The 21,844-nt window shown below is 66.2% G+C and carries 23 protein-coding genes, 1 tRNA gene and 1 pseudogene; 8 read left to right on the plus strand and 17 right to left on the minus strand.

Annotated elements, in window-relative coordinates; translation table 11 throughout:
* Window positions 1-43: 43 nt before the first annotated feature.
* A tRNA-Leu gene (locus M2650_RS00750) sits at window positions 44-130 on the minus strand.
* Between the two features lie 95 nt (window positions 131-225).
* Between M2650_RS00750 and rnr the strand changes: the two genes are divergently transcribed.
* From rnr to sugE, 4 genes are all read left to right on the plus strand, one after another.
* On the plus strand, window positions 226-2,688 hold the full coding sequence (rnr, locus tag M2650_RS00755; protein WP_249469983.1) for a ribonuclease R: 2,463 nt from the start codon (window positions 226-228) through the stop codon (window positions 2,686-2,688).
* A 153-nt stretch (window positions 2,689-2,841) separates the two neighbouring features.
* Window positions 2,842-3,603, plus strand: a complete 762-nt coding sequence (gene rlmB / locus M2650_RS00760) for a 23S rRNA (guanosine(2251)-2'-O)-methyltransferase RlmB (RefSeq protein ID WP_249469985.1) — start codon at window positions 2,842-2,844, stop codon at window positions 3,601-3,603.
* Between the two features lie 18 nt (window positions 3,604-3,621).
* The gene (locus M2650_RS00765) at window positions 3,622-3,897 is read left to right on the plus strand and encodes a CBU_0592 family membrane protein (protein WP_249469987.1); all 276 of its coding nucleotides are present in this window, start codon (window positions 3,622-3,624) and stop codon (window positions 3,895-3,897) included.
* A 136-nt stretch (window positions 3,898-4,033) separates the two neighbouring features.
* Window positions 4,034-4,351 carry a quaternary ammonium compound efflux SMR transporter SugE gene (sugE, locus tag M2650_RS00770; protein WP_249469989.1) on the plus strand — a complete coding sequence of 106 codons (318 nt, stop codon included), beginning with the start codon at window positions 4,034-4,036 and terminating at the stop codon, window positions 4,349-4,351.
* A gap of 149 nt (window positions 4,352-4,500) precedes the next feature.
* Here sugE and rnt read toward each other — a convergent pair whose 3' ends face one another.
* The 15 genes from rnt to M2650_RS00845 form a co-directional block, all read right to left on the minus strand.
* Window positions 4,501-5,151, minus strand: a complete 651-nt coding sequence (gene rnt, locus M2650_RS00775; protein ID WP_249469991.1) for a ribonuclease T — start codon at window positions 5,149-5,151, stop codon at window positions 4,501-4,503.
* 61 nt (window positions 5,152-5,212) lie between these two features.
* Window positions 5,213-5,977 carry an HvfC family RiPP maturation protein gene (locus tag M2650_RS00780; RefSeq protein WP_249469993.1) on the minus strand — a complete coding sequence of 255 codons (765 nt, stop codon included), beginning with the start codon at window positions 5,975-5,977 and terminating at the stop codon, window positions 5,213-5,215.
* Entirely contained in the window at window positions 5,970-6,818 is an 849-nt protein-coding gene (locus M2650_RS00785; RefSeq protein WP_249469995.1) for an HvfB family MNIO-type RiPP peptide maturase, read from the minus strand. The genes M2650_RS00780 and M2650_RS00785 overlap by 8 nt, the downstream gene beginning before the upstream one ends.
* 16 nt (window positions 6,819-6,834) lie before the next feature.
* Window positions 6,835-7,236: an HvfA family oxazolone/thioamide-modified RiPP metallophore gene (locus M2650_RS00790; protein ID WP_249469996.1), complete on the minus strand. Its 402-nt coding sequence runs from the start codon at window positions 7,234-7,236 to the stop codon at window positions 6,835-6,837.
* Between the two features lie 77 nt (window positions 7,237-7,313).
* Window positions 7,314-7,853 carry an RNA polymerase sigma factor gene (locus M2650_RS00795; protein WP_249469998.1) on the minus strand — a complete coding sequence of 180 codons (540 nt, stop codon included), beginning with the start codon at window positions 7,851-7,853 and terminating at the stop codon, window positions 7,314-7,316.
* Between the two features lie 126 nt (window positions 7,854-7,979).
* Window positions 7,980-8,690 carry a phosphate signaling complex protein PhoU gene (phoU, locus tag M2650_RS00800; RefSeq protein WP_249470000.1) on the minus strand — a complete coding sequence of 237 codons (711 nt, stop codon included), beginning with the start codon at window positions 8,688-8,690 and terminating at the stop codon, window positions 7,980-7,982.
* 25 nt (window positions 8,691-8,715) lie between these two features.
* Window positions 8,716-9,540, minus strand: a complete 825-nt coding sequence (gene pstB, locus M2650_RS00805) for a phosphate ABC transporter ATP-binding protein PstB (RefSeq protein WP_425602491.1) — start codon at window positions 9,538-9,540, stop codon at window positions 8,716-8,718.
* Window positions 9,541-9,547: 7 nt separating this feature from the next.
* Window positions 9,548-10,408: a phosphate ABC transporter permease PstA gene (gene pstA, locus M2650_RS00810; RefSeq protein WP_249470002.1), complete on the minus strand. Its 861-nt coding sequence runs from the start codon at window positions 10,406-10,408 to the stop codon at window positions 9,548-9,550.
* Entirely contained in the window at window positions 10,408-11,379 is a 972-nt protein-coding gene (gene pstC / locus M2650_RS00815) for a phosphate ABC transporter permease subunit PstC (protein ID WP_249470004.1), read from the minus strand. Before pstC ends, pstA begins: the two co-directional genes overlap by 1 nt.
* Window positions 11,380-11,460: 81 nt before the next feature.
* The gene (gene pstS, locus M2650_RS00820; RefSeq protein WP_249470006.1) at window positions 11,461-12,561 is read right to left on the minus strand and encodes a phosphate ABC transporter substrate-binding protein PstS; all 1,101 of its coding nucleotides are present in this window, start codon (window positions 12,559-12,561) and stop codon (window positions 11,461-11,463) included.
* Window positions 12,562-12,751: 190 nt separating this feature from the next.
* On the minus strand, window positions 12,752-13,771 hold the full coding sequence (pstS, locus tag M2650_RS00825) for a phosphate ABC transporter substrate-binding protein PstS (RefSeq protein ID WP_249470009.1): 1,020 nt from the start codon (window positions 13,769-13,771) through the stop codon (window positions 12,752-12,754).
* Between the two features lie 185 nt (window positions 13,772-13,956).
* The gene (locus tag M2650_RS00830; protein WP_249470011.1) at window positions 13,957-15,195 is read right to left on the minus strand and encodes an OprO/OprP family phosphate-selective porin; all 1,239 of its coding nucleotides are present in this window, start codon (window positions 15,193-15,195) and stop codon (window positions 13,957-13,959) included.
* 167 nt (window positions 15,196-15,362) lie between these two features.
* Window positions 15,363-15,995: an endonuclease III gene (gene nth / locus M2650_RS00835; RefSeq protein WP_249474112.1), complete on the minus strand. Its 633-nt coding sequence runs from the start codon at window positions 15,993-15,995 to the stop codon at window positions 15,363-15,365.
* Between the two features lie 92 nt (window positions 15,996-16,087).
* A complete protein-coding gene (locus M2650_RS00840) occupies window positions 16,088-16,474 on the minus strand; it encodes a hypothetical protein (RefSeq protein ID WP_249470013.1) in 387 nt (128 codons plus the stop codon).
* A gap of 175 nt (window positions 16,475-16,649) precedes the next feature.
* On the minus strand, window positions 16,650-17,432 hold the full coding sequence (locus tag M2650_RS00845; protein ID WP_249470015.1) for an enoyl-CoA hydratase/isomerase family protein: 783 nt from the start codon (window positions 17,430-17,432) through the stop codon (window positions 16,650-16,652).
* Window positions 17,433-17,622: 190 nt separating this feature from the next.
* Between M2650_RS00845 and M2650_RS00850 the strand changes: the two genes are divergently transcribed.
* From M2650_RS00850 to M2650_RS00860, 3 genes and pseudogenes are all read left to right on the plus strand, one after another.
* Entirely contained in the window at window positions 17,623-18,324 is a 702-nt protein-coding gene (locus M2650_RS00850; protein ID WP_249470017.1) for an FKBP-type peptidyl-prolyl cis-trans isomerase N-terminal domain-containing protein, read from the plus strand.
* A gap of 258 nt (window positions 18,325-18,582) precedes the next feature.
* Window positions 18,583-19,433 (plus strand): annotated as a pseudogene (locus M2650_RS00855) (NUDIX hydrolase).
* The gene (locus tag M2650_RS00860) at window positions 19,430-20,278 is read left to right on the plus strand and encodes a sulfurtransferase (protein WP_249470022.1); all 849 of its coding nucleotides are present in this window, start codon (window positions 19,430-19,432) and stop codon (window positions 20,276-20,278) included. Before M2650_RS00855 ends, M2650_RS00860 begins: the two are co-directional and overlap by 4 nt.
* A 260-nt stretch (window positions 20,279-20,538) precedes the next feature.
* On the opposite strand, the gene M2650_RS00865 is transcribed toward M2650_RS00860, so the two are convergent.
* Window positions 20,539-21,297 (minus strand): enoyl-CoA hydratase/isomerase family protein, encoded by a 759-nt coding sequence (locus tag M2650_RS00865; protein WP_249470026.1) that lies wholly within the window; start codon window positions 21,295-21,297, stop codon window positions 20,539-20,541.
* A 70-nt stretch (window positions 21,298-21,367) separates the two neighbouring features.
* Between M2650_RS00865 and M2650_RS00870 the strand changes: the two genes are divergently transcribed.
* Window positions 21,368-21,781 carry a copper chaperone PCu(A)C gene (locus M2650_RS00870; RefSeq protein ID WP_425602524.1) on the plus strand — a complete coding sequence of 138 codons (414 nt, stop codon included), beginning with the start codon at window positions 21,368-21,370 and terminating at the stop codon, window positions 21,779-21,781.
* Window positions 21,782-21,844 lie beyond the last annotated feature (63 nt).

The raw sequence follows: 21,844 nt of genomic DNA on the forward strand, positions 1-21,844 counted from the left end.
CCAAAAACGAAAAACCCCCGCGATGCGAGGGTTCTTGTTGACCTGGTGCCCGGGAGAGGACTCGAACCTCCACGAAGTTGCCCCCGCTAGCACCTGAAGCTAGTGCGTCTACCAATTCCGCCACCCGGGCAGGGTGCAGGGCGCGTATGTTGCGTTGCGGGACGAAACTTGTCAACGCAGTCGGCGAAGACATGGCTTTGAGCCGGGCCGTGTAACATCGTCGCGATGGCGAAATCTCCCAGCAAGCGCGGCTCCGGCCGCGGCAAGACCAGCGGCGGCAAGGCTAGCGCCGGCAAGGCCGGCCCCAAGGCCGGCGGCAAGACCTCTCCGTCGCCGGGCGGCGGCCAGGCCAGGAACAAGCCGGCCCGTCCGCCTTGGATGCCGGAATCGATGGCGGGCAAGCCGGTTCCGAAATCCGCGCAGCCGGGCAAGCGGCGCCCCGCATCGGGCGGCTACAACGATCCGCACGCGGCGCGTGAAGCCGGACGCTACGAGAACCCCATCGCCAGCCGCGAGGCGATCCTGCAACTGCTCGCCGCGGCCGATGGCCCGCTCTCGGCCGAGGCGCTGGCCGAACAACTGGCACTGACCGCGCCGGACCGCTTCGATGCGCTGGGCAAGCGCCTGTCGGCGATGGTGCGCGACGGCCAACTGCTGCAGAACCGCAAGGGCGCCTATGCCCCGGCCGCGCGCATGGACCTGATCGCCGGCACGGTGATCGCCAATCCCGACGGCTTCGGCTTCCTGCGCCCGGACAGCGGCGCAGGCGACGACCTGTTCCTGCCGCCGCTGGAAATGCGCAAGGCCATGCACGGCGACCGCGTGCTCGCCAGCGTCACCGGCGTCGACCGGCGCGGCCGCCGCGAGGGCGCCATCGTCGAGGTGCTGGAACGCCGGCTCAATCGCCTGATCGGCCGGTTCACCCTGGAGTCGGGCATCAGCTATGTGGTACCCGACGACCGCCGCATCCAGCGCAACGTGCAAATCCCCTCCGATGCGCGGCTGGATGCCAAGCACGGGCAACTGGTGGTCTGCGAGATCGTGCAGCCGGCCGATTCGCACCGCCCGCCGATCGGCCGCGTGCTGGCCGTGCTGGGCGACAAGCTGACCGCGTCGCTGGCCGTGGAGGCTGCGATCCACGGTCACGAAATTCCGCACGAATTCCCGCCCGAAGCGCTGGCGCAGGCGCTGGCCGTGCCGCTGCAGGTCGACGTCGCCACCGCATCGACGCGCGTGGATCTGCGCAATACGCCGCTGGTCACCATCGACGGCGAAGACGCCAAGGACTTCGACGACGCGGTGTATTGCGAGCCCAATCGCGACGGCTTCCGGTTGATCGTGGCGATCGCCGACGTCTCGCATTACGTCCGCCCGGGCACGCCGCTCGACGACGAGGCGCAGAAGCGCGCCACTTCGGTGTATTTCCCCGGTTTCGTGGTGCCGATGCTCCCCGAGACGCTGTCCAACGGCATCTGTTCGCTCAATCCCAAGGTCGACCGGCTGTGCTTCGTCTGCGACATGCAGATCGACCGGCACGGCGAGATCACGCGCTCGAAGTTCTACGAAGCGGTGATGAATTCGCACGCGCGGCTCACCTACACCCAGGTGTGGAACGCGGTCGGCGACGGCATTCCGGAAGAAGACAAGCAGCAGGCGCTGGCCTTCGTCGGCGCGCAATTGCCGCAGGTGCAGCGCTTGCACCAGCTGTACAAGATACTGGACAAGGCGCGGCAGAAACGCGGCGCGATCGAATTCGAAAGCTCCGAAGTGCGCTTCGTGCTGGGGCCGCAAGGCGAGGTGACCCAGGCCGGCATGCTCCAGCGCAACGACGCGCACAAGCTGATCGAGGAATGCATGATCGCGGCCAATGTCGAGGCCGCGAAATACCTGCTGGCCAAGCACATACCCGCGCCGTACCGCGACCACGACCGGCCGCCGGAAGCCAAGTACGCCGATCTGGAAGAGTTCCTGAAGGAATTCAAGCTGCGCCTGCCGCCGTGGTCCAAGGTGCAGCCGAAGGATTTCCGCGCGCTGCTCGAGAAGATCCGCGAGCGTCCGGACGCGGCATTGCTGGAATCGGTGATCCTGCGCAGCCAGTCGCTGGCGGTGTATGCGCCGGACAACATCGGCCACTTCGGCCTGGCGCTGGAGGCCTACGCGCATTTCACCTCGCCGATCCGGCGCTATCCGGACCTGCTGGTGCACCGCGCGATCAAGCACGCGCTCGCCGGAGGCAAGGCGGCCACGTACCAGTATTCGGCCAGCGCGATGGCGGCGTTGTCGCTGCAGTGCTCGGAACGTTCGCGCCGCGCCGACGAGGCGCAGCGCGAAGTCGACGACCGCTATCGCGCTGCGTGGATGGAACAGCACGTCGGCAGCGAGTTCGACGGCATCATCAGCGGCGTGACCAGCTTCGGCCTGTTCGTCGAATTGGACGAATCCAAGGTCAACGGCCTGATCCACGTCACCCAGCTGCCGAACGACTATTACCACTTCGATCCGATCCGCAAAACGCTGAGCGGCGAACGCGCCGGGCGCGTGTTCCGGCTCGGGGACCGGGTGCGGATCGTGGTGCTGAAGGCGAGCCTGGAAGAGCGCAAGATCGATTTCAGGCTGGCGGAGGAAGCCGGCGTAAAATCGTTGCCGCCGCGCGGGCAGCCGGCGAAGCGGCCCAAGAAGAAATACTGATTTCCTTCTCCCTCCGGGAGAAGGTGCCCGAAGGGCGGATGAGGGTTCGGCGAAGTCGCGGACGTTCGAACACTCGCGACTTCGCCGTACCCTCACCCCAACCCCTCTCCCGATGGGAGAGGGGCTTTATGCATCCACATCCGAAAGAGCGTCATGAGCAAACAGAACCAATGGATCGCCGGCATCAATGCGGTCGCCGCGGCGGTCGAACACGATGCCGACAACGTGCGCGAAGTGCTGGTGGAGGCGGGCGGCAAGAATTCGCGCCTGACCGAGATCGAAGAGAACGCGCGCCGCAAGGGCATCGACGTGCGTCGCGTCGCGCAGCAGGCTCTGGACGGCGTCGCCGGCGGCCTGCGCCACCAGGGCGTGGTGGCGCGCTATGCAGCCGCCAAGACATGGGGCGAAGACGAACTGCCCGCGCTGATCGAAGCCGCGCAGGGCAAGGCGCTGATCCTGGTGCTGGACGGCGTGCAGGATCCGCACAACCTCGGCGCGTGCCTGCGCAGCGCCGCGGCCGCCGGCGCGACGGCGGTGATCATTCCCAAGGACAAGGCCGTGCAAGTCAACGCCACGGTGCGCAAAACCTCGGCCGGCGCCGCGGACAGCGTGCCGGTGATCCGCGCCACCAACCTGGCGCGCTGCTTGCGCGAACTGCAGCAGTTGGGCGTGTGGATCTACGGCCTGGCAGGCGAGGCGACCGCGTCGCTGTATTCGATCGACTTGCGCGGCAACGTCGCCCTGGCGCTCGGCGGCGAGGCCGACGGCTTGCGCAGGCTGACCCGCGAGCATTGCGACCAGCTGGTGACCATCCCGATGCCGGGCGCGGATGCCGCGCAAGGCGTGGAAAGCCTCAATGTCTCGGTCGCGACCGGCGTTACGCTGTTCGAGGCCGTGCGCCAACGGCAAGCCTGACCGGAGAGGGGAACGACGATGTCGCTGAATATGGAATGGTACGACTGGGTTGGAATCCTCGGCGCGTTGCTGGTGCTCGCCGCGTTCTACCTGCTGCAGGCACGGCGGATTTCGGGCACCGGCCTGGTGTACCAGCTGATGAACCTGTTCGGTGCGCTGGGCCTGCTGACGTCGCTTTACGGCAAGTTCAACGTATCGGTGTTCGTGGTGCAGACGGTATGGGTGGCGATCAGCATCTACGGCATGGTGCATTCCGTCCGCAACCGTAGTGATGCAGGCGCGCCGCCCGCATGAAGGCTCCAGCCGGGTTACATGCCGGTAAGCCAGCCCGATGCCCGGCGTGAGAAAGTAGGCGCGACCAAGGACCCGGGGACGACCCCGATGCTCCCATCTCGTCCGGGGACGGCCCCATGCAGATAGGAGACACTTCATGTCCTGGATCATTCTCGTGCTCGCCGGCCTGCTCGAAATCGGCTGGGCGATCGGCTTGAAATACACCGATGGCTTCACCCGGCTCTGGCCGACGCTGGGCACGGTCGCCGCGATGGTGACCAGCATCGTGCTGCTGGGCGTGGCGATGAAATCGCTGCCGGTCGGTACAGCTTATGCGGTGTGGGTCGGAATCGGCGCGGTGGGTACTGCGATCCTGGGCATCGTGCTGCTGGGCGAGCCGTCCAATCCGGGGCGTTTGATCAGCCTCGGGCTGATCGTGGCCGGCATCGTCGGCCTCAAACTCGCCTCGTCCTGACTCGTTGGCCTTGGCTTGTAGAGCGGAGTTTGCTCTGCGGCTTCGATTCGCTTGAAAAGCAGCGGAGCAAGCTCCGCTCTACAGAGCGAAATCAAGAGCTCGCGGCTGAAGCCGCTCCCACAAGCCCGCGGCTGAAGAAAAAGAGCGGATCAGAATTGCGATGCAGGGCGCATCTGCGGCCAGCTGTTGGCGATCTTGCAGAACAAGCGCGCAGTCTGCTCCGCGTCGTAGACCGCCGAATGCGCATCCTCGCTGTTCCAGTAATAGCCCGCCGCTTGCACGGCACGTGCGAGCACGGTCTGACCGTAGGCGAGGCCGGCCAGCGTGACCGTGTCGAATACGCTGAACGGATGGAAGGGATTGCGCTTGTGGCCGCTGCGCGCGACCGCGGCGTTGAGGAAATTCAGGTCGAAATGCGCGTTATGCCCGACCAGGATCGCGCGCTGGCAGCCGTGCCTGCGCACCGCCTCGCGCACCGGCGCGAATACGGCGTCCAGCGCTTCGCGCTCTTGTTTGGCGTCGCGGAAAGGATGGTCGATGTCGATGCCGGTCACTTCCAGCGACTTGGGGTCGATCTCGGTGCCGGGCGCCGGCATCACGTGCACGCCGGTGGTCGCGCCGCAAACGTAACGGCCGTCGCCGTCCAGATCGATCGGGACCACGGCGATTTCCAGCAGGGCGTGGCGATTCCAGTCGAAGCCGCCGGTTTCCACATCCACGACCACCGGCAGGTAGCCGCGGAAGCGTTCGGACATCTTGCGGGAGGCGAGGGCGGGGTCCGTCGGGTCGGCATGCATCATCGTGCAAGCCTAGCAGACGTCGCCGCGGTTCTATCGCCCGAATGCGGGCGGCGCCGATGAACTAACCGGGCTGTGTGCCCAGCAACGTGCCTTCTTCGCGAAGATGCCGCAGCATAGAGGCGCCCTCCCGCTCGAAAGCTTCGACATCCGCGGCTGCGGCCTCGACGGCAAGCTGCGTCAACACCTGCCGCCCGGTGCGGCTCTCCGAATCGCCGAGCAGTTCCAGCAACCGGTAGACCAAGGGCGAGATTTCGGCGAAGCGCACATCGCCGTGGCCATCGCGCCTGACCAGCAACAGCGTCGGCGCCCCGGGCGCCTGCGAGGGGCGGTATGCGGGGCCGATGCGCTGCACAGGCCAGCGATAGGCCAGGGCCCAGGCGAACGGCGACACCTGCGGCAACCCCTGCATCGGGTCGCCCTGCGGATCGTGCGGCGGCAGCGGTTCGTCGGAAATCTGCAGGGCGAGTTCGACCCATTCGTAGTGCGCCAGTTCCGCCAGCCACGGCGGATCTCCGGCTTCGGCCTGCTGGCGCGTCTCGAGAAAGCGGATGAATTCGCGGCCGATCTCGGTGAACAGCGGCGTGCGGCAACGGTGGCCGATCAGGAAGGCGCGCACCAGCGCATGCCATTCGGCGTCGGCCAGCGTCTTGCGGATCACGGGAAAATTGCCCGACAGCAGGCTTTCGATGTTGTTGTAGAGCAGGTCGCGGTAGATCGCAAGGCGGCGGTCTTCGATATCCGGCGGCGGCGGATTCGCTTGCGGATCGCGCACATGGCGCGCCAGCGCGAACTGTTGCTGGCGCAGGGTGGCCGAGGCTTCAGCCATGTCCCGCCGCCTGCGCCGGCTGCGCGCCGGCAGCGCGCTGCAATGCGCGGATGCGTTCGACTTCGGCCAGCAAATCCGCCAGCGGCGGGAAATTGAAATCGCGCTCCAGCAGCGTGGGGCGGACGCCGTGCAGCCGGTAGGCTTCAGCGAGCAGAAGCCAGACATCGTTCTTCACGTCTGCGCCGTGGGTATCGACTTTCAGGTCTTCGGCTTCGTCGTAATGGCCGGCGATGTGATAGCTGGCGATCCGCCGCGACGGCATGCGCGCCAGGAACGCGGCCGCGTCGTAGCCGTGGTTGATGCTGTTGACGTAGATGTTGTTGACGTCCAGCAGCAGGTCGCAGTCGGCTTCGTCCAATACGGCGGCGACGAAATCCGCTTCGGCCATCGCCTGGTAAGGCGCGGCGTAGTAGGAGACGTTCTCGACGGCGATGCGGCGCCCCAGCGCTTCCTGCACGCGGCGGATGCGTGCGGCCACGTGGGCGACGGCCTCGTCGGTGAACGGGATGGGCAACAGGTCGTAGAGCTGGCCGTCGTCGGCGCAATAGCTCAGATGCTCGCTGTACAGGCCGACGCGGTACCGGTCCAGGAAGCGGCGCAGTTTTTGCAGCAGGGTGTCGTCCAGCGGCTCGGCGCCGCCCAGAGACAGCGACAGGCCGTGGCAGGTCAGCGCATGGCGCGAGGCCAGCCGGGCGAAGGACTCGCCCAGCTTGCCGCCGACGCCGATCCAGTTTTCCGGCGCGCATTCGAGGAAATCGACGGCGCCGTCGTCCGCAGACTGCAACGCGCCCATCAGGGCGCGCCGCAATCCGAGGCCTGCGCTGGCGTCGGCCAACATCATGTTTCCGGCTCGGGGCTCAGGCGCTGCCGCCGCACTTGCCCTCGCCGCACTTGCCTTCGCCGGCTTTCTTGTCGCCGCCGCAGCTGCCTTCCTTGTGCGCCTTGCTTTCGGTCGCGTCGATGAAGCCGTCCTTGTTGGCGTCGGCTTTGTCGAACTTGGCCTTGTCGGCCGCATCGGCGTGCTTGGCGTCGAACTCGGCGCGCGAGACCTTGCCGTCCTTGTCGGTATCCATCACGTCCATGCCGCACTTGCCTTCCTTCATCTTGTCTTCTTTCATCTCCGCCTTGGCCGCTTCCTGCGCGCTGAGCAGGTAGCCCTGCGCCAGCGGTTGCACGGCGAATGCCGATCCGGAAAGGACCAGGCCGCCGGCGAGCGCAGTGCCGAGAGCGATGGCGACGGGTTTCTTCTGCTTGGACATTGGTGTTGCCTCCCTTGATCGCGGCGAAAGGCCGCATTTGGTTGAGTGTGCGTGGCCGCAAGCTAGCCATTGGCAGGTTAAGCGGGCATGAGCGGTATTCCAGGCGGCGAGAGCAATTGCCGGGCCAATCCGCGGGCGCGATGCAGCCGCGCCTTGGCGGCTTCGGCGTGCAGGCCCAGGCGAGCGCTGATTTCGGCGATGGTAAGGCCTTCGTAGTCGCGCAGCAGCACGATCTCGCGGTAATGCTCCGGCATCGACTGCAATGCGCCGGCCAGGTCGCGCAGCAATCCGTCGGGCGGCGGATAGTGCGGGCCGTCGATCTCCTCCAGCGTGGGCTGCAGCACCAGATGCCGCAGCGCGCGCTTGAGGCGGTTGCATTCACGCTTGACGATGCGGAACAGCCACGAGGCATAGGCCTCGATCGCGCGCAGATGGCCGATCTTGCGCGCCACCAGGAACAGGCTCTCTTGCACGGCGTCCTCGACGTCGTTGACCGCGCAGTGGTACTCGGCATAGCGGCGCAAGTCCTGGCGCGAGCGGGCGAGCAGGCGCTCCAGCGCCGCGCGGTCGCCGCGCTGCGCTGCCTGGAATTCTTCGGGACTCGGGTTGGCCGGCATGCATGCCCTCTGGCAGGGAAGATAGCCGGATCGTCGGCGACCGGCCCCTTACCAGAGTCATGGATGGCACCCGAGGGTGCGGGCCGATTGGCCCCATTTCGGGGTTGCTTCAGCTGCCGTTTAGGCTCATGCGGCGGTGTTCGTGTCGTCCCGCTTTTCGCGCGGCGGCAGGGTCAGGCTTTCGCCATGCACGCGGAACCAGATGTTCTCGGCGATGTTGGTGGCGTGGTCGCCGATGCGCTCCAGGTTCTTGGCCATGAACAGCAGGTGGGTGCAAGGCGTGATGGCGCGCGCATCTTCCATCATGTAGGTCAGCAGTTCGCGGAACAGGCTGGTGTATTGGGCGTCGAGCTCGGCGTCGCGGTCGCGCACGCGCTGGGCGGCTTCCACGTCCAGGTTGCGGTAGGCGGCCAGCACATCGCGCATCTGCTGCACGGCCAGCGCGCCGAGCGCGCGCAGGCCCAGGGTGTGCGGCACCGGCGGCGCCAGGTTCAGCGCCATCGAGCGCTTGGCGACGTTGGCCGCGTAGTCGCCCACGCGCTCGATGTCCGAAGCGATCCGCAGCGCGGCCAGGATGATGCGCAAATCGCCCGCCATCGGCCCGCGCAGCGCCAGGCGCATCACGTCGTGGCTGACTTCCTGCTCAAGCACGTCGATCGCTTCGTCGTTGGCGACGATGCGCTCGGCGGCCTTGTCGTCGCGGCGCTCGACCACGTCCAGCGCGGCCTCCAGCTGCGCCACCGACATGTCGCCCATGCGCAGGATCTCGTTGTGCAGGCGCTGCTGCTCGTCGTCGTAGCTCTTGACGATGTGGTCGTGCGGCTGGCTGGTGCTCATGTCGTTTTATCCGGAAAAGTGGGAATCAGCCGAACCGGCCGGTGATGTAGTCTTCGGTCTGCGGTTTGGACGGATTCGAGAAGATAGTCTCGGTCGTATCGTGCTCGATCAGCTCGCCCAGATACATGAAGGCGGTGTAGTCGGAAACCCGCGCGGCCTGCTGCATGTTGTGGGTGACGATGGCGATGGTGAAATCGTGCTTCAGCTCCGCGATCAGCTGCTCGATCTTGCTGGTGGCGATCGGGTCCAGCGCCGAAGTAGGTTCGTCGAGCAAAATGACGTCCGGCCGCAACGCGACCGCGCGCGCGATGCACAAGCGCTGCTGCTGGCCGCCGGACAAGCCCAGGCCGTTCTGCTTCAGCTTGTCCTTGACCTCGCCCCAAAGCGCGGCCTGCGTCAACGCCTGCTCGACGCGGTCGTCCAGCTCCTTGCGCGACAGCTTCTCGTGGTGCTGGATGCCGTAGGCGACGTTGTCGTAGATCGACATCGGGAACGGCACCGGCTTCTGGAAGACCATGCCGACCTTGCTGCGCAGGCGGTTGAGCGGGTACTTGGGATCGAGCACGTTCTGCCCGTCCAGCAGCACTTCGCCGCGGGCTTCCTGCTTCGGGTAGATCGAATAGATGCGGTTGAAGATGCGCAGCAGCGTGGACTTGCCGCAGCCGGAAGGCCCGATCAGCGCGGTCACCTGCTTCTCGGGTATTTCGAGGTTGATGTTCTTGAGCGCCGTGAAGTCGCCGTAGTGGAAGCTCAACCCGCGCGCCGCCATCTTGCTCGGCAAGCTGCCGACGCTCGGCGTTCCCTGCTGCTGGGCCGTCGGTGCGACGGTGATGAAACTGGAATCATTCATGGGACACCTAGTTGTTTCCGGTCTTGTTGCGGAGCAGCACGAAACGGGCCACTACGCTGAGCAGCAGCACGAACAGCGTCATGATGAAGGCGCCGGCCCAGCCCAGCGATTGCCAGGCCTCGTAGGGACTCAGCGCGTACTGGAAGATCACGACGGGCACGTTCGCCATCGGCGACAGCAGGTCGGTGGTCCAGTACTGGTTGTTGAGCGCGGTGAAGAGCAGGGGCGCGGTTTCGCCGGAGATCCGCGCCAGCGCGAGCAGCACGCCGGTCAGGATGCCCGACATCGAAGCCCGGTAGAGCACTTGCGTGGTCACCTTCCATTGCGGCACCCCCAGCGATAGGGCGGCTTCGCGCATCTGCGGCGGCACCAGCCGCAGCATTTCGTCGGTGGTGCGCACCACGACCGGCAGCACGATGAAGGCCAACGCGATCGCGCCCGCCAGCGCGGAGAAATGCCCCATCTGCGCCACGACGATGGTGTAGACGAACAGGCCCAGCACGATCGACGGCGCCGACAACAGGATGTCGTTGACGAAACGGATCACCGTGCCGACCTTGCGGTAGTTGGCGTACTCGGCCAGATAGGTGCCGGCGGCGATGCCGACCGGGGTGCCCAGCGCGATCGCCAGTAGGCTCATCAGTGCGCTACCGAAGAACGCGTTCAACATGCCGCCGGTGTCGCCGGGCGGCGGCGTCATCTGCGTGAACAGCGCCAAATTGAGGTTGTTGACGCCGTAGCTGACCGTGGTCCACAGGATCCAGACCAGCCAGAACAGGCCGAAGATCGTGGCTGCGCCGGACAACAGCAGCGCCAGCCAGTTCTTGAAGCGGCGGCGGGCGTAAAGGCGGTCGGCGACGGCGGACATCACTTGCCCTCCTTGCGCTGCAGCTGCATCAGCATCAGCTTGGCGATCGCCAACACGACGAAAGTGACGATGAACAGCACAAAGCCCAGTGCGATCAGCGCGGAGAGGTAGATCGCCGAGTCGGCCTCGCTGAATTCGTTGGCGATGCTGGCGGCGATGGAGTTGCCCGGCATCAGCAGCGACATGCTCAGCTGGTGCGCGTTGCCCAGCACGAAAGTCACCGCCATCGTTTCGCCGAGCGCGCGCCCCAGGCCGAGGAAGATGCCGCCGATGACCGCGGAGCGGGTATAGGGCAGCACCACGTCCCAAGCCACTTCGAAGGTGGTGGAACCTAGCGCGTAGGCGGATTCCTTCAGCGGCGTCGGTACCGTCAGGAACACTTCGCGCATCACCGACGAGATGAACGGGATCACCATGATGCCCAGCACCAGGCCCGCGGTAAGCATGCCCAGACCCAAAGGCGGACCGGAGAACAGCGCGCCGACGAGGGGCCATTGGCCCATGTTCGCGTCGACCCACGGATAGACGTGTTCGGCCAGGAACGGCGCCAGCACGAACAGGCCCCACATGCCGTAGATGATCGAGGGAATGCCGGCCAACAGTTCGATCGCGGCGCCGACCGGCGTGCGCAACCAAGCGGGCGCGACCTCAGTGAGGTAGAGCGCGATGCCGAAGCTCACCGGCACGGCGATCAGCATGGCGATCGCCGCGGATACCAAGGTGCCGACGATCGGCACCAACGCGCCGAACTGGCGCTGCACCGGATCCCATTCGGTCGAAGTGAAGAAGCCCCAGCCGAAAGTCTGGAAGGCTTCGCGTCCGCCCCAGAGCATCGACAAGGCTGCGGCGGCCAGCGACACCAGCACGAAGATGCCGGCCGCGGTGACCAGCCAGCGGAAGCTGCGATCGGCGCGCGCGTCGCGGCTGTCGCGACTATCGAAGCCAGTAGAGGGTAGGGCGGTTGCGTTCATACGGGATGCGGCGACTCGGGAAGTGGGAACGCATGTCCAACGCGCCGGCTATGCGGCAGGCGCCAGGGAGATCGGCCTTGCTCAGAACTTGAATTCGGCTGCCCAATAGGCTTCGACCTGTTGCACCAGCGCCGGCGGCAGCGGCACGTAGTCCAGCGCCTGCGCTTGCGGTTGGCCCTTCTCCAGCGCCCACCTGAAGAAATCCAGGGTGTCCTTCGAACGCTGGGCGTTCTTGGGCTGCTTGTACATCAGGATGAAATTGGTGGCCGTGATCGGCCACGCGTCCGCGCCCGAGGCGTTGGTGATCACCAGGTTGAAGTCCTTGGCGTTCGCCCAATCCGCGCTGGCCGCGGCGGCCTGGAAGGATTCGGCGTTCGGCTGCACCCAGTTGCCGGCCGCGTTCTGCATGCCGGTGTAGGACATCTTGTTTTGCAGCGCATAGGCCAGCTCGACGTAGCCGATCGAGCCCTTGATCTGCTTCACGTAAGCGGCGACGCCCTCGTTGCCCTTGCCGCCGATGCCGCCGGGCCAGCTGACCGAGGTGCCTTCGCCGACCTTGCTCTTCCACTCCGGGCTGACCTTGGACAGGTAGTTGACGAAGTTGTAGGTGGTGCCCGAACCGTCGGAACGGTGCACGACGTTGATCTTGGTGTCGGGCAGCGCGACGCCGGGATTGACTTTGGCGATGGCCGGGTCGTTCCAGGTCTTGATCTTACCCAGGAAGATGTCGGCCAGCAGCGGACCGCTCAAGCGCAACTTGCCGGGTTCGATGCCTTCCACGCTGACCACCGGCACCACGCCGCCGATCGCCGACGGGAATTGGCCCAGGCCCGCGGCAGCGAGTTCTTCCGAAGGCAGCGGCTTGTCGGAAGAACCGAAGTCGACCGTGCCGGCCTTGATCTGCGCGATGCCGCCGCCGGAACCGATCGACTGATAGTTGATCTCGTGGCCGGTGGCCTTGTTGTAATCGTCCGACCACTTCGACAGCAGCGGATAGATGAAGGTCGCGCCAGCGCCGGTGATGGTCGCCGACTTCTGGTCGCCCGCAGGCGCTGCGGCAGGCGCCGAGGCCTGGTCGTTGGCGGCAGGCGTGACGGGTGCGTCGCTGGCGCCTTTGCATGCCGCGACGAGCAGCGAGGTCGAAAGTGCGAGCGCGGCAAGGCGGGTCGGGGTGATGTTCATATTCGCGGACTCCGTCGTGGCGGCCGGCATAGACTGCCGGTGTGATCGCGCTATGAAATGATGTTTTTGTTACACCGCGATGACATGGCCCAGGAACCGCTCTAGACGGGGTTCGGGCAGGCGTCCGGCGCAAAAAAAGCGCGGGCCGAAGCCCGCGCGAAAGGGGGGAATACCTGATGGAGCGTCGAACTCAGTACGCCATGTTCTGAGCCCAGTAAGCGTCGATCTGCTGCACCAGCGCGTCCGGCAGCGGCACGTAGTCGAGAGCCTTGGCCTGGGCGTCGCCGTTGGCGTAGACCCACTTGAAGAATTCCTTGGCGTTCTTGGCGCCGGCCGCGTTCTTAGGCTGCTTGTACATGAGGATGAAGTTGGTGGCGGTGATCGGCCAGGAGTTCTCGCCCGGCGCGTTGGTCATCACCAGGTAGAAGTCCTTGGCGGTGCCCCATTCGGCGCTGGCGGCCGCGGCGGTGAAGGTTTCGTCGCTGGGCAGCACGAAGTTGCCGGCGGCGTTCTTCAGGCGCGAATAGGCCATCTTGTTCTGCAGCGCATAAGACAGTTCGACGTAGCCGATGCCGCCCGAAATCTGCTTGACGTAGGCGGCCACGCCTTCGTTGCCCTTGCCGCCGATGCCGGTGGGCCACTTGACCGCGGTGCCTTCGCCTACCTTCGACTTCCACTCGGCATTGACCTTGGACAAGTAGTTGACGAAGTTGAAGGTGGTGCCCGAACCGTCGGAGCGATGTACGACCGTGATCTTCTTGTCCGGCAGGTTCACGCCGCCGTTCAAGGCGACGATGGCCGGGTCGTTCCACTTGGTGATCTTGCCCAGGAAGATGTTGCCCAGGGTCTCGCCGTCGAGCTTCATCGCGCCCGAAGGCACGCCCGGCACGTTGATCACCGGCACCACGCCGCCGATCACCGACGGGAACTGGGCCAGGCCGAACTTGGCCAGTTCGTCCGGCTTCAATGGCGCGTCGGACGAACCGAAATCGACGGTCGCCGCCTTGATCTGGGCGATGCCGCCGCCCGAGCCGATCGACTGGTAGTTGACTTTCTTGCCGCTGGACTTGGCGTAGTCGGCCGACCATTTGGACATGACCGGATAAACGAACGAGGCGCCGGCGCCGGTGACGTCGGCGGCGAAGGCGTTGCCTGCGAAGGCGGTCGCCAGCGCGATGGCGGCGACGCGGTACTTGATCGGGTTGAACACGGGTGTGGCTCCTGAGGAAAGATGCGGGCCAGGCCCGCCCCACGCGCATTTCATAACGGTTCCGTGACAGCGCGATGTTTCCCGGATGACAGTCGCATGACAGGCCTTCCGGCCTCCCAAGAGAAAAGGCGCGGCTTGCGCCGCGCCTTCCCTTGCCTATCCACGACGGGGGTTGTGGAAGCTTCTTACCAGTAGAACTGCGCGCGCGCTTCGATGATGTTCGGATTGTCTTCCACCACGCGGCGGAAGCCCGAGGCGTTGTTGTACTTCTCCTGGTTCACCGTCACGTAGTTCAGCATGAACTTGAAGTTGGAGCGCCAGTACCAGTTCACGCCCACGGTCCAGGAATCCATCTTGCCGCCCAGGATGCCGTCGACGGTCGGCGAGCCGCCCGGAGTGGTCGGCGGGATCACGTTGCCGTCGTTCAGGTCGAAGGCGTCGTAGCGCAGGCCGAGTTGCCACAGGCCGACGCCGGGTTCTTCCGGCAGGTTGGTGACCGGCGTGCCGCCCTTGTAGCCCCAGGTCTCGCCGGTGATGTTCCACAGGCCCGAGACGTAGAAGCCGTCGCCGGAGAAGTCGTCGAAGTTGCCGTAGCGCTTGACGTCGGTGGTCATGTACTCGGCCTGCATCTTGAATGGGCCGGTGACCCACAGCGCTTCGGCGCCGATCACGCTGTTGCGATCGGAGGCGCGCAGGCCGCTGCTGCCGGTGTCGACGTAGCGCAACGACACCATGTCCGCCATCGGACGGGCGCGCAGGCGGATGAAGTCGGCGTCGGTGTCCTTGTCGGTGTACGAAGCGCCGAGGTGGAAGATGCTGCCGGCCTCGTTGATCGGGGCCCAGTAGCCGCGCACGCTGTAGCCGCTGCCATGCTCGCGGTTGCGGGTCAGTTCGCGGCCGAAGTAGCTGGCGGTGATCGCCCAGTTGGCATCGCCGAAGTTGTACTGCACGCCCAGGCGGCGCGGAGTGCCCAGACTGTTGGTGATCGAGGCCTTGGAGATGAAGTCGTTGTTCTTGGTGGAGGACAGTTCCTCCATCGTGGCGCCGGGCTGCTTGAACTGGCCGACCTGGATGAAGTGGTTGGCGTTGTTGCCGAACTTGTACTTGACGTTGGCGTCCAGGAACTTGTCGTCCTTGGCGTCGTAGCCCAGCACCCATTCGATATTGCCCGGGCCCTTGCCCTTGAGCACCAGTTCGGCGCGGCGCAATTCGTTCAAGTAATCGTCGCCGTCGACGTCGGACCCCGCGGTATCGGCGCCGTAGTCGTTCAGGTCGGTGTCGAAGCTGTAGAAATCAGCCTGGACCAGGCCTTCGAAGCTGACTTCGGAATTGCCGATCACGTCGATGGCGATCTCGGCGTGGGCGGCGGGTGCGGCCAGCGCCGCAAGCAGCGCGAGACTCAGGGTGCTCGGGGTAAGTTTCATCGTTTAGGCCCTTCGGGCGTGAGGAGAGACGCCGCGCAGCGTAGGGCGTGAATATTTCGTTGCGATGACAGCCTGTCTTTTTTCTGGCCGCCGTGCGTCGCGAGGCTGGCGCCAGAGCATCGCGTCGCAGTTTTGCGGGGCAATGACCGGAAAATGACGTTTCGGCGTCAGACGGTCTTGTCAGGGAACCGACACAAATCGCGGACGATGCAACCGGGGCAGTCGGGCTTGCGCGCCTTGCAGACGTAGCGGCCGTGCAGGATCAGCCAGTGGTGCGCGTCCTGCCGGAACGCGGCCGGCACGGCCTCCAGCAGCCGGTCTTCCACTTCGCGCACGTTCTTGCCCGGCGCCAGGCCGGTGCGGTTGGCGACGCGGGAGATGTGCGTGTCCACGGCGATGGTCGATTCGCCGAAGGCGGTGTTGAGCACCACGTTGGCGGTCTTGCGGCCTACGCCGGGCAGGGCTTCGAGCGATTCGCGGTCGCGCGGCACTTCGCCGCCGTGGCGTTCCAGCAACAGGCGGCTCATCGCGATCACATTGGCGGCCTTGGCGTTGAACAGGCCGATCGTCGCGATGTAGCGCTTCAGCCTTTCCTCGCCCAGCGCAAGCATCGCCGCCGGCGTGTTCGCGACCGGGAACAGGCGCCGGGTGGCCTTGTTGACGCCGACGTCGGTGGCCTGCGCCGACAGGATCACCGCGACCAGCAATTCGTAGGGCGTGCGGTATTCGAGTTCGGTCTTGGGCGCCGGGTTGAGCTCGGAAAACCGCACGAACATCTCGTGGATTTCGGCCGGCGTCATGCGCTTGCCGCGCCGTTCGGCCTTGGCGGCGGCGGGTGCGGTTTTCGCAGCTTTCTTCGTCGGCGTTTTTTTCGTTGCAGCAGGCTTGCGCATCACTTCGGTTCCTTCCCGCCTGCGGCGCGCGCCTTGGCGCGCGCCAACGCGGCGGCGGCGGCCGTGGGCAATCCGGGGGCTTTGACGGCCGCTGCCGGCGCTGCGGCCGCGCGCTTCGCTTGCAGCGCTTCGTCGCGGCGTTGCAACCGCGCTTGCCGGGCGCGATAGCGTTCGCGTGCGGCCAGCGCGCGCAGGCGGGCGCCGCGCGCCTGCTGCTGCAGCGCGATGCAGGCGGGCGCGCAATGCGCGCAGGCGGGGTGCTCGAGCAAGCCGAGGTCGATGGCGCGGTCGAGATCTTCGGCGGCCAAGGCGGCGGCGATGGCATGGGCGGTCGCGCCTTGCGGATAGACGCAGCGGCAAATCGGGCAAGGGCGGTTCGTATCCATCGCGTCAGGGGTTTTTGTCATCCCGGACGCAGTGAGGGATCTGCTTGCGGCTACTGCGCCGCGGCTCGTAAGCAGATCACTCACCGCGTTCGGGATGGCATGGAAAGGTTCGGAACGACAACGTCAGTGTCGGACGACATCGGACGGGTTCGGGATGGCGCTTGGCCGGCGGCGCTCACACGCCCTTGAAAACCGGCTTGCGCTTGTCGAGAAACGCACGCGTGCCTTCGCGCATGTCGTCGCTGGAGAACACCAGGCCGAATTGCGCCGATTCGTATTCCAGGCCTTCCTCGATGCCGCATTCCGCGCCGACGTTGACGCAGTCGATCATGCCCCGCAATGCCAGCGGCGCCGCATGGGCCAACTGTTCGGCGAGCTTCATCGTTTCTGCTTCCAGCTCCGCGGCGGGCACTACGCGGTTGACGATGCCCAACTGCAAGGCGCGCGCCGCGTCGATCGGCGCGCCGGTCAGGCAGAGCTCCAAGGTCGCCGCGCGCCCGGCCAGCCGCAACAGCCGCTGGCTGCCGCCGAAGCCCGGGATCAGGCCCAGATTGATCTCCGGTTGCCCGAGTTTCGCGTGATCGGCGGCGATGCGCAGGTGGCAGCACATGGCCAGCTCCAATCCGCCGCCGAGGGCGAAACCGTTGACCATCGCGATTACCGGTTTGGGCATTTTCTCGACGCGCCGCATCATCCGCTGGCCGCGCAGCGAGAAATCGCGGCCTTGCACCGGGCTCAGCGAGGACATCTCGGCGATGTCGGCGCCGGCGACGAAGGCCTTGGGTCCGGCGCCGGTCAACACCACCACGCGCACGGCCGGATCTTCGGCGGCATCGTCGAACGCGGCGTGAAGCGCGGCCAGCGTGGCGGCGTCGAGCGCGTTCAATTTGTCGGGGCGGTTTACGGCGACCACGCGGATGGCGCCGCGGTCGGTCAGGATCAACGGGGCTTCGGACATGCTTGAGCTCGTTTCTGAGGGGCTGGATGGGGCGGGAATCGGCCGCTGCGTGGAACTTCGCCGGTCCGCGGCGGTCACAGGGCTGCCGTCAGTGGCAGTTAAGCCGCTTGCCGGGTATCCTACCGCGTTCCAATCGGGGCGGTTTTTCCGCCCCGCGCCATTTACGGCCCAATTCTGGAGGTATCGCTGCATGAAGTTGCGTTTGTTAGCTGCCGCATTCACGGCCCTGATCCTGACGGCCGGTACCGCCAGCGCCCAGGACACGACGTCCGAAAAAGGCAAATTGAGCTATTACTTCGGTTACGACTTCGGCCGTAGCCTGGCCGAATCCGGAGAGCAGATCGATGCCGCCACCTTGACCAAGGCGGTCCAGGACGGCCTGGCCAAGAAGCAGCCGTCGATCGCCATCGATCAGCTGCGTCCGGCCGTCGAAGCCTTCCAGAAGCGCCAGCAGGCCAAGGCCCAGGCCGCCAAGGCCGCGTTCGACAAGGACGCTGCCGCCAACAAGACCAAGAGCGACCAGTTCCTGGCCCAGAACAAGGCCAAGACCGGCGTGAAGCTCCTGCCGAGCGGCGTGCAGTACCGCGTCATCGAAAACGGCACCGGCGCCAAGCCCACCACGGCCAGCACCGTCGGCCTGGAAGTAGCCGGCCCGTTCCCCTTCGGCCAGCGTCCCACCGACCCGAACCAGGGCAAGGCGCAGACCGTGCCCAGCGTCAAGCTGAGCGAAGTGGACATGCAGGCCATGCGCGAAGTGCTGCAGCAGATGCCGGCCGGCTCGAAGTGGGAAGTGGTGTTGCCGCCCGAGAAGGCGTTCGGCGCCGATCCGCGCAGCGGTTTCCCGCCCAATGTGGCGGTGGCCTTCGAGGTCAAGCTGCTGAGCGTGAAGTGACGTTTTGACCCATGCGCGCATAGCGCGAATGGCTTGCCAAAACGTCGTCCCGGCGAAAGCCGGAATCCAGGAGTCACCATTACGCCGGCCTATGCCGGCGTAATTTTTTTTGTGGCACCGCTTTTCGCAGGAGCGGCTTTAGCCGCGAGCTCTTTCCCATGTCCGCGGCGATCTGGCAAAAGCTCGCGGCTAAAGCCGCTCCTACGAAAAGCCGGCTTCCACCGCGGCGGGAGCGATGATCGGCGATAATCCGCAGCGATGACGTTCGCGAACCCGCCCCCCGTCTACCGCGCCGTACTGAGCCCCTGCACCGGCGTATGCACGATGGACACGTACGGCCTGTGCGGCGGTTGCCACCGCACCCTGGACGAGATCGCCCGCTGGAGCGTGATGGGCGACGACGAGCGCTTGAGGCTTATGGAAACCGTGCTGCCCGAGCGCGAGCGGCGCGGCCATCAATCCGGCGGCCGCAAACCGGAATGAAATTCCCTATCGATCAAGCCCGCCTGCAACAGGCGCTGCACCCGCTGGCCGACGCGCCGACGGCGCCCGGCTGGAATGCGGAAGAGCTGCACGGCCTGCTGCCGCTCGACGCCGCATCAGTCGAAGCCGCGGTGCTGGTAGGTCTGCTGCCGCGCGATGGCCGCTTGAACGTGGTGCTGACGCGCCGCACCGACGCCCTGCGTCAGCATGCGGGACAGGTGAGTTTTCCCGGCGGGCGCATCGAGCCCGACGACGCCGACCCGGTCGCCGCCGCGCTGCGCGAGGCGCGCGAGGAAATCGGCCTGCCGCGAGCGCAGGCGACGCCTTGGGGCTATCTGGATCCATTGTCGACGATCACCGGCTACCGGGTGCTGCCGGTGGTGGCGGGCATCGATTCCGCGTTCGTCGCGGTGCCCGATCCCAACGAAGTCGCCGAAGTCTTCGAGGTGCCGCTGGATTACCTGATGACGCCGGATAACCTCGCGCGCATCGACATCGAATACCGCGGCCGTCCTCGCCACGTGCTCGAGTATCGCAACTACGAGCTGGCGCCGGAGCAGCGCATCTGGGGCGCGACGGCATCGATCCTTTTCAATCTGCGGCAACGCCTGGAGGACGCGCCATGACCGGATGGACCACGCTGGTGCAGGCGGAAACATTGGCCGATGCGCTGGAGCGGCACGATCTGGCGATCGTCGACTGCCGTTTCTCGCTGGCCGATACGGACGCCGGCGAGCGCGCTCATGCGCAGTCGCATGTGCCCGGCGCGCTGTACGCGCATCTGGATCGCGATCTCTCCGATCACCGCAAGCAGGGGCAGGGCCGCCACCCGTGGCCGGACGCCGGAGATTTCACCGCCGTGCTCGGCAAGTGGGGCATTACTGCGCAGACGCAAGTCGTGGCCTACGACGACGGCGAAGGCGCGTATGCGGCGCGGCTGTGGTTCCTACTGCGCGCGCTGGGCCATGAGCGCGTGGCCGTGCTCGATGGCGGTTGGACGCGTTGGCTCGCGCTAGGCCTGCCGGTGGAAACGCAGATCCGTTCGCCGCAGCCCGTGGACTACGAGGCGTCGTTCGACGAGAGCATGCTGCTGGACGCGACCCAGGTGCAGGCGCATCTGGACGCCGGCGGCCTGCTGGTCGATGCGCGCGGCGCTGAGCGTTTCCGTGGCGAGGTCGAACCGTTGGATCGTGTCGCAGGCCACGTGCCGGGCGCGCAGAACCGGCCTTATCCGTTGAATCTGTCCGACGGCCGTTTCAAATCCAGGGAAGATCTGGCGGAAGAATTCCAGCGATTGCTGCAAGGCCGCGATCCGCGCGAAATGGTGGCGATGTGCGGTTCGGGCGTCACCGCCTGTCATCACCTGCTGGCGATGGCACATGCCGGATTGCCGGGCGCGAAGCTGTTCGCCGGTTCATGGAGCGGGTGGATCAGCGATCCGTCGCGGCCGGTCGCCACAGGTACAGCGTAATTTCTGCAACAGCGACGCGCGCTGTTCCTTCTCCCATCGGGAGAAGGTGGCGCGCAGCGCCGGATGAGGGTTCGGGGCGAGTACGGAGCTTCAATCGCACACCGAACCCTCATCCGCCCTTCGGGCACCTTCTCCCGATGGGAGAAGGAACAGCAGATGCGAAGCGCTACGACAGTCGCCCTGCTCGACGATACGCTCGGTCGAAGCGGAATTGCGCAGCAGCGCATCGCCGACCCGCGCCGGCCGCATCCGCGTCACCGTCACTTGCCCAATTTGGCGACCAGCGCGCGCAGGCCGGCCTGGGTGTCGGGCTCGCTCCAGGCGTCGATGAAGTGGCCGAGCCGGATCATGTCCGGGTGCAGCGCGGCGATCAGGTCCGCACGCGCCAGCGCACGGGTGGTCAGCATCGGCTTGCGCGGCAACTGCAGCAGTTCTTCCAGCCAGACGCGTGCGCGCGTGGCGACATGGTCGACGTCGGCCAATTCGTCGACCAGGCCCAGTGCCAGCGCGCGTTCGGCTTCGACCAGCTCGCCCGCCACCAGCAAGCGCTCGGCGCGGTAAGGGCCGACCACGCGGCGCATCAGGCGCTGGATGCCCTCCGGCGCGACCAGGCCCACTTGGGTTTCGTTGAGGCCGATGCGGAACGGGCCGGAAGCCATGATCCGGTAATCGCAGCACAACGCCAGCACGCAGCCGCCGGCAGGCGCGTGGCCGGCGATGGCCGCGACCACCGGCACCGGGCATTCGGCCAGCGTGCGCGCGGCGCCGAAGAAGGTTTCCCATGCGGCCAGCAATTGGCCGCGGCTCTGCAGCGTCAGCAGATGGGGCACGTCGAGGCCGGCCGAGAACACCTTGGGGCCGCCGCTCAACACCAGGCCGTGCATGCCTTGCGCCACGGCCTCGTCGATGGCGCCGCGCAGCGCGTCGCACAGTTCCGGGTTGAGGGCATTGACCGGCGCGCGCGCCAGGCGGATTTCACGGATGACGCCGTGGTCGGTAGTGGCGATGGTGGGAGTCATGGATTCAGGCGGCGTGGAGGTTGGCCGTTATCATAGGCGCATGAACCGACTATCCGCAGTTCCGCTTTACCTGCTGCTGGCCGCGCTTTGCGGCCCGGCCTTCGCCCGCGATTGCTCGCCGCAGGTGCGCGACGCATGGATCCGCCTGACGCCGGGCGGCATGCCGATGCAGGCCGGTTTCGGCCGCATCGAGAACCGTTGCCCGACGCCGGCCACGATCGTCGCGGCCAGTAGTCCCGCTTACGGCAGCGTCGAACTGCACGAAACCCGGATCGTCGACGGCGTCAGCCGCATGCGCGCGGTGCCGGAACTGCGCATCGCCCCGGACGGCGCGGCGACGCTGAAGCCTGGCGGCCTGCATCTGATGCTGATGCAGCCGCATGCGCCGCTGGCGGCGGGCAGCAAGGTGGCGGTGCAATTCGAGCTGTCCGACGGCCGCAAGCTGCTGGGGGAGTTCGAAGTGCGCAATCCCGCGGCTCTGTAAGGCGGCCTGTCCATTCTTGCGGAGGCCGTCGCCGCATGCATTCGCTTTTCGCAGGAGCGGCTT

Source organism: Luteimonas galliterrae (assembly GCF_023374055.1).
GTDB classification, from domain to species: Bacteria; Pseudomonadota; Gammaproteobacteria; order Xanthomonadales; family Xanthomonadaceae; genus Luteimonas_C; species Luteimonas_C galliterrae.

What these genes read in the sequence shown, in the direction of transcription:
- pstA (WP_249470002.1), bottom strand. Translation starts at nt 10,408, where the DNA reads ATGTCCGCCGTCGCCGACCGCCTTTACGCCCGCCGCCGCTTCAAGAAC.
- M2650_RS00850 (WP_249470017.1), top strand. Translation starts at nt 17,623, where the DNA reads ATGAAGTTGCGTTTGTTAGCTGCCGCATTCACGGCCCTGATCCTGACG.
- pstB (WP_425602491.1), bottom strand. Translation starts at nt 9,540, where the DNA reads ATGAATGATTCCAGTTTCATCACCGTCGCACCGACGGCCCAGCAGCAG.
- M2650_RS00860 (WP_249470022.1), top strand. Translation starts at nt 19,430, where the DNA reads ATGACCGGATGGACCACGCTGGTGCAGGCGGAAACATTGGCCGATGCG.
- pstC (WP_249470004.1), bottom strand. Translation starts at nt 11,379, where the DNA reads ATGAACGCAACCGCCCTACCCTCTACTGGCTTCGATAGTCGCGACAGC.
- rnt (WP_249469991.1), bottom strand. Translation starts at nt 5,151, where the DNA reads ATGATGCATGCCGACCCGACGGACCCCGCCCTCGCCTCCCGCAAGATG.
- M2650_RS00830 (WP_249470011.1), bottom strand. Translation starts at nt 15,195, where the DNA reads ATGAAACTTACCCCGAGCACCCTGAGTCTCGCGCTGCTTGCGGCGCTG.
- phoU (WP_249470000.1), bottom strand. Translation starts at nt 8,690, where the DNA reads ATGAGCACCAGCCAGCCGCACGACCACATCGTCAAGAGCTACGACGAC.
- rlmB (WP_249469985.1), top strand. Translation starts at nt 2,842, where the DNA reads ATGAGCAAACAGAACCAATGGATCGCCGGCATCAATGCGGTCGCCGCG.
- M2650_RS00780 (WP_249469993.1), bottom strand. Translation starts at nt 5,977, where the DNA reads ATGGCTGAAGCCTCGGCCACCCTGCGCCAGCAACAGTTCGCGCTGGCG.
- M2650_RS00765 (WP_249469987.1), top strand. Translation starts at nt 3,622, where the DNA reads ATGTCGCTGAATATGGAATGGTACGACTGGGTTGGAATCCTCGGCGCG.
- M2650_RS00840 (WP_249470013.1), bottom strand. Translation starts at nt 16,474, where the DNA reads ATGGATACGAACCGCCCTTGCCCGATTTGCCGCTGCGTCTATCCGCAA.
- nth (WP_249474112.1), bottom strand. Translation starts at nt 15,995, where the DNA reads ATGACGCCGGCCGAAATCCACGAGATGTTCGTGCGGTTTTCCGAGCTC.
- M2650_RS00865 (WP_249470026.1), bottom strand. Translation starts at nt 21,297, where the DNA reads ATGACTCCCACCATCGCCACTACCGACCACGGCGTCATCCGTGAAATC.
- M2650_RS00845 (WP_249470015.1), bottom strand. Translation starts at nt 17,432, where the DNA reads ATGTCCGAAGCCCCGTTGATCCTGACCGACCGCGGCGCCATCCGCGTG.
- M2650_RS00790 (WP_249469996.1), bottom strand. Translation starts at nt 7,236, where the DNA reads ATGTCCAAGCAGAAGAAACCCGTCGCCATCGCTCTCGGCACTGCGCTC.
- sugE (WP_249469989.1), top strand. Translation starts at nt 4,034, where the DNA reads ATGTCCTGGATCATTCTCGTGCTCGCCGGCCTGCTCGAAATCGGCTGG.
- pstS (WP_249470006.1), bottom strand. Translation starts at nt 12,561, where the DNA reads ATGAACATCACCCCGACCCGCCTTGCCGCGCTCGCACTTTCGACCTCG.
- rnr (WP_249469983.1), top strand. Translation starts at nt 226, where the DNA reads ATGGCGAAATCTCCCAGCAAGCGCGGCTCCGGCCGCGGCAAGACCAGC.
- M2650_RS00785 (WP_249469995.1), bottom strand. Translation starts at nt 6,818, where the DNA reads ATGATGTTGGCCGACGCCAGCGCAGGCCTCGGATTGCGGCGCGCCCTG.
- M2650_RS00795 (WP_249469998.1), bottom strand. Translation starts at nt 7,853, where the DNA reads ATGCCGGCCAACCCGAGTCCCGAAGAATTCCAGGCAGCGCAGCGCGGC.